The organism is Pedobacter sp. KACC 23697 (assembly GCF_045348445.1).
GTDB lineage: Bacteria > Bacteroidota > Bacteroidia > Sphingobacteriales > Sphingobacteriaceae > Pedobacter.
The window spans coordinates 1787845-1801119 of record NZ_CP157485.1 but is presented as its reverse complement, the minus strand read 5'-3'; the positions used below and the strand labels follow the sequence as shown (position 1 = coordinate 1801119).

Sequence of the window (13275 nt, the reverse complement as noted above, 5' to 3'; positions counted from 1 at the left end):
AAAGTTTTTTTTCAAAAAATATGAAAAGTAGCTCCATAATGTGTTTTTTTTTCATTTTACTTTGATGAAATTGTAATTTGCACCAACTAAACCTGTAAGAAATGTCAATAAGTTGTATTGCTATTGATGATGACCTTCATTCCCTGGAGAATTTGGTGACGTATATGGAAAAGCTGCCAGATTTAAAGCTTATCCAAACTTTTACAGAACCGCTCCGGGCCTTTGAAGAAATATCGCTATCTAATCCTGTCGATATTATTTTTATGGACATCGAAATGCCTTCGCTTTCCGGAATAGAACTGGCTGGCCTATTGAGGCAAAAGACAAAATACCTGGTTTTTACTACTGCACATACGAGGTATGCTATTGATGCTTTTAAAGTCCAGGCAGATGCCTATTTGCTAAAGCCCTACTCCATCATACATTTTGCCAAAACGATAAATAACCTTTATCCAACTGGCACAAGAGCAAAACATACTTCTTCTATTTTAGATGATCACTTCTTCTACATCCCGGTAAAGGGAGAAAACAGTGATTTGGTCAGAATAGCGCTGAATGAACTTATTGCCATAGAAGAGCTAGGTGAAGACATTCAGTTTAAAACTACAAAAGATGTTTTTTTAAGTTCGAAATATAACTTTACCAAAACTTTAAAAATGCTCAAAGAAAACCCTTCATTTATTCAGGTTACACCTACTGTTGTGATTTCAAAACAGCATATCAAAAGTGTTCTTGATGATAAGATACTGCTATCCGGCGAAACATCTTTTACTGTTTCAGAAACTTATTTAGAACTTTTCGCAAATTTCATCAAGCATAATTTGCTACAGGAAAAACCCCGTCCAGGAACTATTTTATAACCTTTAACCACCCATTATCAGTATCTTCTTTATATTTTGATATAGAATCGAAACATTAGTTACAAAACTTTGTATTAAGATAATCTATTTTGTTAATAATTGATTTATCTGTTTTGAAAAGAGTGTTGGTTGTGGATGATGATCCAGATGTACTAGAAGTTTTCCAGGAAGTATTAGAAACTGAACATTATAAAGTTTACCCACTACTTTCGCCACGGTATATTTTTAAAACCATTAAAGATTTTAGACCCGATCTGATTATTCTGGACATTATGTTAAATGGAATGGATGGGCGTGCCGTGTTTAAAGAGTTGAGACTGAATGCTGAAACAGCGGGCATACCAATTATTATGGCGTCAGCCAGGTATGATGAAAATTACATCATATCACAAAAATATCATCCGGACGATTATTTGGAAAAACCCTTCAACATTACAGATTTACTCCGAAAAGTAGGTGCATTAATAGAAAATTAAAAAAATCAGATATGAAATTAAAACTACTAACAACTCTCCTAGTGCTATTTATGATGGCTTCAACCAGGTTAATGGCACAGGACAGGCCTGACAAACTCTACTCAATGAGTGGAATTGGATTTGCGTTCCCTATGGGTGAAACTTCAGACTACTTTAAACCCAAATTCTCAACATCATTAGGATTAAATCTTGGTTTAGGAGATGGCGGCTTATTTCTCTATCCAAAAGTAAGTTTACATGCCTTCACTTTTAATCAGATTACGCCAGACGCAGGTTATACTTATACCCTGCAAAAAGGCAGAGCTACCACGTATTTATTAAATGTGGCGTTAGGCTATCGTAAAATAGTGAACAAATGGGCATTTTATGGTTTTGCGGGTGCAGGTGGTGGATTTATCCTTACCCCTCAGGCAGCCGTTAATTCATCAAGCTTGCAGGTGATACAGGATAATAAATCAAATGGTTTAGGCATTGCTGAAGGTGGCGCTGGCATTGAATACAATATTGGTGGCGCTAATTTATTTGTGGAAGCCAGTTACATGTATGGTTTCAGCAAAATCCAGAACCGGGCTTTTAATACTGTACCAATTTCTGTCGGTATTAAACCTAATTTAAGTAAATTACTTAATAAACTTAAATAACATCGACATACAAGATGGGCAAGCGACTACGTTAAATACTTAGTCGCTTTTTTTATGCTAAAGAAATAATCAAAATAATTTCCATACTAATTATTTTAGCATAAATTTGTATTTCAAATTATTCAGATGTTATACGCAGTTGTAGATATTGAAACCACCGGTGGTCATGCCTCAGCAAATGGCATTACCGAAGTTGCCATTAACATTCATGATGGTAACAAAATAGTGGAGTCTTATACTACGCTGATTAATCCTGGGCAGCCTATACCCGTTTATATTACGGCGCTTACTGGTATTGATGATCACATGCTGATGAACGCCCCCACTTTTGATGATGTTGCTCTACAAATTTATCAGCTCTTAAATGATAAGGTTTTTGTAGCGCACAATGTAAACTTTGATTATTCTTTCTTAAAGCATCATTTGGCAGCTTCAGGATATGACTTACAATGTAAAAAGTTGTGTACAGTAAGATTAAGCAGAAAACTATTTCCTGGTAAATCTTCATATAGTTTAGGTAAACTTTGTACGGCCCTACAGATACCGATTCAGAACCGCCATAGGGCCGCAGGAGATGCAGATGCAACCAGTATATTGTTCAATCTATTACTCGAGTACGACCAGGAAGGCATCATAGCAGAAATGTTAAAGAAAACATCGAAAGAGCAGGTTTTACCCCCTCATTTGGATCAAGCTTCTATTTTAAGATTGCCTAATCAGCCTGGTGTATATTACTTTAAAGACAATAAGGGTAAAATTATTTATGTTGGAAAGGCTAAAAACCTGAAGAAACGTGTAACCAGTCACTTTACAGGTAATACACCTAACCGGCAGCGCCAGGATTTTTTGCGCACTATTCATCATGTAGATTATGTAATTTGTGGTACCGAACTGATGGCTTTAATTTTAGAAGCCAATGAAATTAAACGCCTCTGGCCGGAAAATAACCGCGCAATGAAGCGTTATGAGCATAAATATGATTTATATGTTTTCGAAGATCAAAACGGTTATTTACGCTTAGCGATAGATAAACATAAAAAGAACAATAATGCTCTGCAGAGTTTTAATAGTTTATTGGAAGGTTATAATTTTTTAAACCAACTGGTTGATAAGTACCAGCTTTGTGCCAAGCTTTGTTATTTGCAAAAAACGGCAACCAGATGTTATGCCCATGAAAATGGCCAGTGTTTCGGTGCATGCAGCGGAATAGAAACCGTTAGCGTATATAACAAAAAACTAAATGCAGCCTTAAATGATGTTCAAAATCAACAGCTGAGTTTCGCTTTGGTAGATGAAGGCCGAAAAGAGGATGAATTTAGCTGTCTGGTTGTAGAAAACGGAAAATTTTATGGAATGGGTTATTTTACAGATAAAAACTATTTATCAGATGGATTGGCAACGGTTAAAAATGACTTATCTACCTACCAGTCTAATAGTTATATTTTAAATTTGATTCTGAATTACGCAGAGCAACATCCACAGAAATTGTATAAATTGTAGAAAACCTGATTTAATGCTAATGAGGTATTCTGCAATAATCCTGCTATTGTTACTTTCATCTACTTTATGTTTTGCACAAAATGTAATATTCATTGAAAAGAATATTGGGAAGGAGATATTTCAAAAAACGGAAAATGGTGATACCAGATCTACATATTTAGGAAAAATAACAGATAAAAATCAAAGAAATCTATTTTATGTAGTTAAAGAATTTAGCCGAATAAAGGCTGCCATGGCATACCACGGAAATAGCTGGCTTATATTTTACAGTCCAAATAAAAAATTCAAAGCCCGGTATCATTTCAGTATGCCCAACGAATTGCCTTTTAAACTGAATAATAATACTCTTTATTTTTACGACACAGATGAAAAACCTGTTAAAGTGTTAACTCATAAAATTAACAGCCAATTGCCGAAGCAAATATTCAATAGTTCTTCAATTTCTTTCATGCAATAAAACTAATGGATAGTTTAAGCTTTATAGCTTACTGCCTATCTTTGATGAAGTTATTAAACTGCCACATTTCGAAAAAACTTCAATCCGGGTAAATAAAAAAATCTTTGCTACGCTAAATCTTCAAAAACAGGCGACGTTCAAATTATCGGCAATCGATCAGTCTGTTTTCTGCGACTTTAATCCGAACGGCATATGGCCTGCTACCGGGGTGTGGAGAAGATAAGGCTGGACAATTTTTGACCTAACGGAACTAACAGACGAAATGCTTATCGATGCCATTATACTTTCTTATGGTAATGTGGCGCAAAAAAAACGGTCCGAAAAATATATTCCAGATTAATTGTCTCAAATCCCCCTATAATTTTTCGTTTTTAGCAAGGTTAACTCCACAATCAGTTCCCTATCTTTACATTTAACAAAAGATAAAAATGTTATGACAAGATCACTTTGGATAAACCTTCCGGTAAAAGACATTAATAAGTCTAAAGCATTCTTTACACAACTCGGTTTCACCCTTAACCTACAGTATGGCGCCCGCGAAGATTCTGCCTGCTTTTTAGTAGGAGAAAGCAATTTGGCCATTATGCTTTTTGAAGAAGCTTTGTACGAGGGCTTTGCCGGAACCAATATTGCCGATAAACGCCATGGTGCTGAGGTATTGTTCTCCTTTGACGCAGAAAGTCCGGAAGAAGTAGATAGCCTGGCACAAAAAGTTGTAGCTGCCGGTGGCACACTTTATGGCGAACCCGGCTACAAAGATGGCTGGATGTATGGCTGTGGTTTTGTTGATCTGGATGGTCAAAGATGGAATATTCTTTATATGGACATGAGCAAAATGCCCCTGGGTTAATTTTTTAAGAGGATATTGGTCGTAGCCCCATGCTACGACCTTAAAACCTTAAACTTCTTCTAAAGCCAATTTGATGGCTGCATAAATATAATCGAGATCTTCGTTACTGATGATATACGGTGGAAGAATATAAATAATATTGCCCAATGGCCTTAATATAATTCCTTTTTCTAAAAAATAAGAATACAATAAGTTACGAAGATTACTTAAATAAGAAGTTTCATTACCCGTTTCCCACTCAATAGCAATAATGGTACCCGTTTGCCTTACTGCTTTAACTTTGGAATGCGCTTTAATCTCTTGTGAAAATACAGCATGTTTAGCCTCAATCCTTTTAATATTGGCCAGTGTTTCTTTTTGCAATAAAATATCCAAACTTGCTAAAGAAGCAACACAAGCAATCGGGTTTGCGGTAAAAGAATGCCCGTGGTACAGGGTTTTTAATTTATCATCACTTAAAAAAGCTGTAAATATCTCATGGGTACAGGTTGTAATCCCCAAAGGCATAGTACCCCCGGTTAAACCTTTACTTAAACAAATAATATCAGGTTTATGGCTAAGTTTCTCGCAGGCAAAATAAGTACCCGTCCGTCCAAAACCAGTCATTACCTCATCAGCAATAATTAAAATACCAGCTTGTTTACAGGCAGCAATGAGTTCATCAAGGTATTTCGCCTCATACATCAGCATCCCACCTGAACCTAAAATTAAGGGTTCAAAAATGAAACATGCGGTATCTTTAAGCTGTGATATGTAAGATGTGAGGTGTGAGATGTTATCCTCACCAGGCAGATCGATAAAATCTACATCAAACAACAAACTATTAAATGCATCGGTAAAAATACTGCGCCCGCTTACCGACATAGCGCCGAACGTATCACCATGATATGCATTTTTAAAAGCAAGGATCCTGGTTTTAGGTTTATCCTTATTATCCCAATACTGGAGGCACATTTTTAAGGCTACCTCCACCGCTGTAGATCCATTGTCGGTATAAAAAACTTTATCCTGTTGGCCCGGTAATATAGGCAACAACCTTTCTGCGAGCAGAACGGCAGGTTCATGTGTAAAACCTGCAAAAATTACATGTTCCAGTACATTAAGCTGTTCGGCTACCTTTTGTGCAATATAGGGATGTGCATGACCATGGATATTCACCCACCATGACGAAACGGCATCGATATACCTTTTCCCGTTTTCATCAAAAACATAAACGCCCTCGCCCCTCACAATCGGGATGTGCGGCAATGCATTTTTCATTTGGGTATAAGGGTGCCAGATTACTTTTTTATCGCGATCAGTTAAATTAAGTTCGGAGCCTGGAGTTTGGATTTTGGAGATATCTGACATCAGAATTTATGATTTATATTGATTTTTTAAAAGCTGCGCTACGGTTTTATCTGTTTTAAAAGTGATATCTTCAATATTTAAATCTGCTATTTTTACCCACCTGAAAGCCTGAAGAATCTCTCCTTCTCCATCAAAATCGTAGATCCTATCTTTAAAAGCCAATTGCAGGGGCAATTTTTCTTTCACCAGATAATATACACTGATTACCTGACTATCGTTAAAAGATGATTTTTCGTAAAAATCGGTAGTGTAAAAATGCGATAACACCTCAATTTCGGCTTCACATTCTTCTACAAATTCGCGTTTTAATCCATCAATCAGGCCTTCGCCCAACTCTAAACCGCCACCTGGAAATTTACTGAAACGGAATCCGTATTCCTCCTCATCACTAACCAAAACTTCGTTATTGCGGTTAATTAAAAGTCCGTAAACGCGGACATTAAAGTAGCTCATTTTCGAAATGCTTTTTATTTTTGATTACAATTTCAGGTGTCCACACAATTTCTTTTTCAAAGGCCGCTGCCCTTACCGGACACTCGCTCATGTGGCAATAATGACAACATTCGGGCAAACAGGGGTCTGCATGGATGAACAGCTCAGCTTTGCGCACACCATTCGAATTAATCAGTTCATCAATCTGCGAAATTTCCCGGTGAACCTTATTTAAATCAAAATAGTATGGCAATGTTACATGGCAATCAATATGAAATTCAGGCCCATATTGCTGAGTACGTAGGTTATGGACATCAATCCAGGGATTATGCCTGTTCTTTTGCAACACGTCAACTACTTCTTCAACCAATGTAAAATCGCTTTCATCCATTAAACCACCTACTGAACCGCGTGTAAGTTTATAGCCAGAATAAACGATGTAAAAGCCTACTAAAAAAGAAAGTAAGCTATCCAGCCAAATAATATTTGTTAACTGAATTAAAATTAAGCCAATCACAATCGCGATACTGGTATAAGTATCTGTTAGCAGGTGTTTGCCATCGGCCTGCAAAGTGATCGAATGCTCCTTTTTACCTGTTTTGATCAGGTAAAGGCCAACAATCATGTTAATCAGCCCGGTAATGCCAATAATTAGCGTTCCGGTTAATAACTCGCCCACCACATGCGGATAAATAAGGTTGTAAGATGATTTGAAAATGATCACCACACCCGCAATCAAAATCAATATCCCTTCAACAAAGGCAGAGAAAAACTCAACTTTTCCATGTCCATATGGATGATTTTCGTCACGGGGCCTTGTACTCAGGTAAATGCTGTAAAAAGCAAAACTACCGGCTATTACATTTACAATACTCTCTGCTGCGTCGGTTAAAATTGCGTTAGAGCCTGTAATAAAATAAGCAACAAACTTAGCCAACATCAGCACCACACTTACCACCAGTGAAATTATTATTGCTTTCTTTTTTACCGACACGAGAATATTTTTTTCAAAAATACGCTTATCGAATAAATTAAATGAGAAAAACTATGTCTTTTTTAGTGCAGAATAATATTTGGTTTATATATTTGCGCTCAAAGTAATTAACCATGAGCACCTTATCTAAAAGAATCAACAGTCTATCAGAATCTGCAACCCTTAAAATGACCAAACTTGGCCGCGAATTAGCGTCAAAGGGCATTAATATCATCAGTTTAAGTGTTGGTGAACCCGATTTTAATACGCCTGACCATGTTAAAAATGCGGCTAAAAAAGCATTAGACGAAAATTATACCCGTTACTCGCCGGTACCGGGATATCCAGATCTGCGCCAGGCTATTGTAAACAAGCTAAAAACAGAAAACAACCTGGATTACGATATTTCGCAGATCGTTGTTTCTACAGGTGCCAAACAATCTTTATCGAACGTAATTTTAACCCTGATCGATCCGGATGATGAAGTGATCATTCCTACACCTTACTGGGTTTCTTATTCTGAAATGGTAACCCTGGCAGAAGGAAAATCTGTTTTCATCGATACCGATATCGAAAGCAATTTTAAAATTACGCCTGCACAGTTAGAAGCAGCCATCACACCAAAATCGAAACTGTTCATGTTTTCTTCTCCATGTAATCCAACCGGTTCGGTTTACAGCAAAGAAGAACTGGCAGCTCTGGTGGCCGTTTTCGAAAAACATCCAAATATCTACATCCTTTCTGATGAGATTTACGAGCATATCAACTTTATTGATAAACATGAATCTATTGCGCAGTTCGACAGCATTAAAGACCGTGTAATCATTGTGAACGGTTTCTCTAAAGCTTTTGCCATGACGGGTTGGAGATTAGGGTACATTGCTGCTAACAAAGAAATTGCAGCTGCTAACGATAAACTGCAGGGACAGACCACTTCTGGTACATGTTCTATTGCGCAAAGAGCTGGAATTGTGGCTTATGAGCAAGGTTTGGCTAGTGTTTTAGAGATGAAAGAGGCATTTTTACGTCGCAGGGAACTGGTTTACAAGTTGTTAAATGAAATTCCAGGTGTAAAAACAAATCTTCCTGACGGGGCTTTTTACTTTTTCCCTGAAATCAGCTCTTTCTTTGGTAAAAAAGACGCCGATGGAAATGTGATTAAAGATTCATCAGATCTGGCTTTATATTTATTGAACGTAGGTCACGTAGCAACCGTTGGTGGCGATTCTTTTGGCAATAATAACTACATCCGTTTATCTTATGCTGCATCTGACGAAAGTTTAGTTGAAGCATTAAGAAGAATTAAAGAAGCCCTAGGTAAATTAGCCTAGCCGGTTAACCGCTGGTAATTTTCAGTTAACAACATAGAAGAAATCCCCGCTAATTAAATTAAGCGGGGATTTTATTTTTATAGTTGATCATTATCCTGACTAGATTCGATCTCCGGGGCGTCGTCTCGACCGGAGCACAGCGTACTGAAGAGATCTGTCTCGAGAAATAAGATAAACCAGATGTTAAGGGTCTTATTAATTTTACTGCTAAGCCCTTGCCTCGCCAGCCATTACTATAGTATTTCTGATTTGAAAATGAGCGCCAGTATTTCATCGGGAGCGGTAGCCCTTCTTTCCGTTGCTAGTCCGCGCACGTGCCTCGCTAGCGGGCTATTCACTTCAATAAGGTTTATAAACTGCGGACAGTGCAAATGCAAACAGTTTTAACCCGATCTTTTATCATATCATATTGGCTGCATGACAATCTCCGGGCCGTCCTCTCGACCGGAGCACAGCGTAATGGAGAGATCTGTCTCCAGAAATAAAATAAACCAGATGCTAAATGCCTTATTAATCTTCCTGCCAAGCCATTACAATCGTATTTCTGATTTGGAAATGAACGCCAGTATTTCATCGGGAGCGGTAGCCTTTTTCCGTTACTAGTCCGCGCTCGTGCCTCGCTTGCGGGCTATCTACTTCAATAAGGTTTATAAACTGCGGACAGTGCAACTGCAAATGACCAAATGATAACTGCAAACTGGTAACTGCAAACTGGTAACTGCAAACTGTTCTAGCTTCTAATCGCCTCTACCGGATCTAGCCTTGATGCCGAATATGCTGGCCAAAAACCAGAAATAGTACCAATAATAATAGATATCCCTATACCTAAAGCAATATTGTTCAAACCCAATATGATATGAAAATCGGTGGCTGCCCCAATGGCCAGAGCGAGCAGGAATACCAGTAACAATCCTAGTAAACCACCTAAAAGACAAAGCGAAATAGACTCGAAAATGAATTGAAGCAAGATAAAATAGTTTTTTGCGCCTAACGATTTTTGGATACCAATAATATTGGTCCGCTCCTTAACCGATACAAACATGATATTGGCAATACTAAAACCTCCAACCAAAATCGAAAATCCACCGATTACCCAACCGGCAATATTAACCATCTTAAACATCGAGTCTAATTGGTTAGATATAATAGTGGTTTTATTTAGCGCAAAATCTTCCTCCTGGCCAGGCTTAATTCTATGGATGGAACGCATTAAACCTCTCAATTCGCTCTCTACCTCTTCGAGGCTAACATTATCATTACCACGAACAGTAATCTGTGGGCCATAACGTTCATTTTGAATGTCTAAAACCCCTTTGGCAAAAGCAATGGGAATATTTACATTTTTATCAAGAGAAGTACCTAACATATCTTCCCCTTCTTTTTTGAAAACACCTACAACCGTTAGTCTTCTACCTAAAACCTGTACCTGTTTACCAACTGCCGCATCACCATCAAAAAGTCCATCGGCTATATCAGAACCTAAAATACAAACAGGTGATCCGTTTCTGCTTTCATTTTCAGTAAAATAGCGTCCATCCTGAAGCTCGAAATTCCACGTTTTATTAAAATCATGTGATGCTGCCCATACTGTGATCCCTTCCACCGAACTACTTCTATATTTGATGGTTCTGTTATTACTTGATATTTCAAATGTAACCCCTTGCGCATGTTCAATTCTCTCGCGAAGGGCGGCAAAATCACGTAGCGAGGGCTGAGGACGGTTCATATACTTCCACCAAGGATAATTATCGCCAAAGCTCCAGGGCCATTTTTGAATGTAAATGGTATTAGAACCCAGTTTATCTACACTGGCCTGTAGTTTACCACGAAAGGTATCTACTGCAGAGAATACGGTAATTATCGTAAAAATACCAATAGTTATAGCCAGAAGCGATAACATGGTCCTTAATTTATTTTGGCGCAATGCATCAAATGCAAAACGGAAACTCTCGCCTATTAGCCTAAAGATTATCATAATTAAAGGTTAGATGCAAAGCCTTTGAAAAGGTTACAGTTTATGGTTAAAACTAATTAATTTAATGTCTATTAATGCATTGATAGTACTGTATTATTTGATTTAAAGGGATCAAAACATAATGTACACAAATTGCGTTTGATAAAATAAGGAAAAGAAAAATTAAATTCGTATTTTTGCACCTCAAAAAATTCATCAAGAATGAAATTATCACAATTCAAATTCAACTTACCAGAATCGTTAGTAGCCAACAATCCGGCAGAACAACGCGATGAAGCTCGCCTAATGGTTTTACACAAAGACAGCGGTAAAATTGAACATAAAATTTTTAAAGACGTTTTAAGTTATTTCGATGACAAAGACGTAATGATATTAAACAACACGAAGGTTTTTCCTGCACGTTTATATGGCAATAAAGAAAAAACAGGTGCAACCATAGAGGTTTTCTTGCTACGTGAATTAAACAAGGAATTACGTTTATGGGATGTACTGGTAGATCCGGCACGTAAAATTCGCGTAGGTAATAAATTATACTTTGGCGACGACGATTTACTGGTTGCCGAGGTTGTAGATAACACTACATCACGTGGTCGTACGATCCGTTTCTTATTTGAAGGTACAGATGAAGAATTCAGGAAAAATGTTGAAATTTTAGGTGAAACTCCTCTTCCAAAGTACATTAAGCGTAAAGCTACCGCCGAAGATAAAGAGCGTTATCAAACTATTTTCGCTAAACATGAAGGTGCAGTAGCAGCTCCAACCGCGGGTTTACACTTCAGCCGCGAGCTGATGAAGCGCCTTGAACTTAAAGGCGTAGAATTTGCAGAAGTAACTTTGCATGTAGGTTTGGGCACTTTCAGAACGGTGGAGGTTGAAGACTTAACCAAGCACAAAATGGATTCTGAGCAGTTTATCATCGAACAGAAAGATGCGAACATTGTAAACAAAGCTATAGAGGAAAGAAGAAAAATCTGTGCGGTAGGAACAACATCAATGCGCGCCATCGAATCGGCTGTTTCTGCAAACAGAACATTAAAAGCGGCTAACGACTGGACCAGCAAGTTTATCTTCCCTCCTTACGACTTCAGTATTGCAAACTCCATGATTACCAATTTCCACACACCAGAATCTACATTATTGATGATGGTAAGTGCATTTGGCGGATATGAAAATGTAATGAACGCCTATGAAGTTGCAGTAAAAGAAAAATACAAATTTTACAGCTATGGTGATGCCATGCTAATCATATAGATTTGAGTAATGAGATATGAGATTTGAGTTAAATCAGGTCTCATATCTCAAATCTATCATCTCACATCTCTTTATATGAAACATTACGCTATAATTGTAGCAGGCGGTTCTGGAAATCGGATGCAAACAGAAACGCCAAAACAATTTCTACTGCTCAAAAACCTCCCGGTTTTAATGCACACCATAAAAGCTTTTGCGGCAAGCACTACACAGCCTAAAATTCTATTGGTTTTAAATAAAGATCAACAGGCTTACTGGGCCAGGCTATGCAAAGAATTTAATTTCCACATAACACATCAGGTTATCGATGGCGGTACAGAACGTTTCTATTCAGTTAAAAATGCGGTTTATGCCATTGAAGAGGATAGTTATGTTGCGATTCACGATGCCGTTCGTCCGCTGGTTTCTAAAAAATTGATTGACAGCTGTTTTTCTGAAGCTGCTAAACAGGGGAATGTTATTGCAGCGGTACAATCCAGCGATAGTGTACGTTTACTGCAAAACAAAAAAACATCCGCGCTAAAGCGCGATCAAATCTATTTAGTTCAAACTCCGCAGACGTTTACCCTTAACATTCTTAAAGAGGCTTACAACCAGGAATTCGCCTCTCATTTCACTGATGATGCAAGCGTGGTAGAATCTATAGGTTATGAGATCAATATCATTGAAGGAGAAAGAGGGAATATTAAACTTACTTATCCGATTGATCTCGAACTTGCAGAATTGTTATTGAAAAATTAACAGTTTTTTTGGGTTAAAAGTAAGTTTTTGCCAACCCGAACTCGATTAACCATATTTTTTAGAAGCGCTTAAGCAGATGTGTTTAATTCAATTGATCAAGCTGATTTTTCGCGTTGCGGAAAGCTACGTAGTATACCGAGGTTTTGAGCGTGCAAAAAGATAATCATCTTAGGACTATCTAAAGAAAAGGAATTCCAAAAATGGAACTCCTTTTTTAATTCATCTATTCAAAGTGTTGCCCTACTTCTAAAATAATGAATATTGGTGGCAACATTTTTACGCCGCCCTACCAATTACTTTTAATAAGATGGCAATAACTGCAATTACCAATAATACGTGGATTATTCCGCCTACGTCACCGAAGCCGTGAAATACAAATCCGATCACCCATAGTATTACCAATACCACTGCGACTAAGTACAATAAATTTCCCATAGT

Annotated in this window: 13 protein-coding genes; 8 read left to right on the top strand and 5 right to left on the bottom strand. The window is 37.6% G+C overall.

What is annotated here, in order from left to right:
• Positions 1-101: 101 nt before the first annotated feature.
• From ABEG20_RS06885 to ABEG20_RS06865, 5 genes are all read left to right on the top strand, one after another.
• Positions 102-860 carry a LytR/AlgR family response regulator transcription factor gene (locus ABEG20_RS06885; protein ID WP_406826642.1) on the top strand — a complete coding sequence of 253 codons (759 nt, stop codon included), beginning with the start codon at positions 102-104 and terminating at the stop codon, positions 858-860.
• 89 nt (positions 861-949) lie between these two features.
• Positions 950-1336 carry a two-component system response regulator gene (locus ABEG20_RS06880; protein WP_406826641.1) on the top strand — a complete coding sequence of 129 codons (387 nt, stop codon included), beginning with the start codon at positions 950-952 and terminating at the stop codon, positions 1334-1336.
• Positions 1337-1347: 11 nt separating this feature from the next.
• The gene (locus tag ABEG20_RS06875; RefSeq protein ID WP_406826640.1) at positions 1348-1977 is read left to right on the top strand and encodes a hypothetical protein; all 630 of its coding nucleotides are present in this window, start codon (positions 1348-1350) and stop codon (positions 1975-1977) included.
• Positions 1978-2103: 126 nt separating this feature from the next.
• On the top strand, positions 2104-3477 hold the full coding sequence (locus ABEG20_RS06870) for an exonuclease domain-containing protein (protein WP_406826639.1): 1374 nt from the start codon (positions 2104-2106) through the stop codon (positions 3475-3477).
• 890 nt (positions 3478-4367) lie between these two features.
• The gene (locus ABEG20_RS06865) at positions 4368-4784 is read left to right on the top strand and encodes a VOC family protein (RefSeq protein WP_406826638.1); all 417 of its coding nucleotides are present in this window, start codon (positions 4368-4370) and stop codon (positions 4782-4784) included.
• Positions 4785-4832: 48 nt separating this feature from the next.
• On the opposite strand, the gene bioA is transcribed toward ABEG20_RS06865, so the two are convergent.
• The 3 genes from bioA to ABEG20_RS06850 are packed head-to-tail and all read right to left on the bottom strand — an operon-like array spanning position 4833 to position 7560.
• Entirely contained in the window at positions 4833-6134 is a 1302-nt protein-coding gene (gene bioA / locus ABEG20_RS06860; RefSeq protein ID WP_406826637.1) for an adenosylmethionine--8-amino-7-oxononanoate transaminase, read from the bottom strand.
• 6 nt (positions 6135-6140) lie between these two features.
• On the bottom strand, positions 6141-6587 hold the full coding sequence (locus ABEG20_RS06855) for an NUDIX domain-containing protein (RefSeq protein ID WP_406826636.1): 447 nt from the start codon (positions 6585-6587) through the stop codon (positions 6141-6143).
• Positions 6574-7560 carry a cation diffusion facilitator family transporter gene (locus ABEG20_RS06850; RefSeq protein WP_406826635.1) on the bottom strand — a complete coding sequence of 329 codons (987 nt, stop codon included), beginning with the start codon at positions 7558-7560 and terminating at the stop codon, positions 6574-6576. The genes ABEG20_RS06855 and ABEG20_RS06850 overlap by 14 nt, the downstream gene beginning before the upstream one ends.
• Positions 7561-7673: 113 nt before the next feature.
• On the opposite strand from ABEG20_RS06850, the gene ABEG20_RS06845 reads away from it, so the two are divergent.
• Positions 7674-8870 (top strand): pyridoxal phosphate-dependent aminotransferase, encoded by a 1197-nt coding sequence (locus tag ABEG20_RS06845; RefSeq protein ID WP_406826634.1) that lies wholly within the window; start codon positions 7674-7676, stop codon positions 8868-8870.
• A 730-nt stretch (positions 8871-9600) separates the two neighbouring features.
• Here ABEG20_RS06845 and ABEG20_RS06840 read toward each other — a convergent pair.
• Entirely contained in the window at positions 9601-10845 is a 1245-nt protein-coding gene (locus ABEG20_RS06840; RefSeq protein ID WP_406826633.1) for an ABC transporter permease, read from the bottom strand.
• Between the two features lie 201 nt (positions 10846-11046).
• On the opposite strand from ABEG20_RS06840, the gene queA reads away from it, so the two are divergent.
• Both queA and ABEG20_RS06830 read left to right on the top strand, forming a co-directional pair.
• Complete coding sequence (queA, locus tag ABEG20_RS06835) at positions 11047-12096, top strand: tRNA preQ1(34) S-adenosylmethionine ribosyltransferase-isomerase QueA (protein ID WP_406826632.1); 1050 nt, start codon at positions 11047-11049, stop codon at positions 12094-12096.
• A gap of 75 nt (positions 12097-12171) precedes the next feature.
• Positions 12172-12837 carry a 2-C-methyl-D-erythritol 4-phosphate cytidylyltransferase gene (locus ABEG20_RS06830; protein WP_406826631.1) on the top strand — a complete coding sequence of 222 codons (666 nt, stop codon included), beginning with the start codon at positions 12172-12174 and terminating at the stop codon, positions 12835-12837.
• A gap of 276 nt (positions 12838-13113) precedes the next feature.
• Here the strand turns inward: ABEG20_RS06830 and ABEG20_RS06825 are convergent, their stop codons facing one another.
• Complete coding sequence (locus tag ABEG20_RS06825; RefSeq protein WP_109924584.1) at positions 13114-13272, bottom strand: lmo0937 family membrane protein; 159 nt, start codon at positions 13270-13272, stop codon at positions 13114-13116.
• Between the last annotated feature and the right edge of the window lie 3 nt (positions 13273-13275).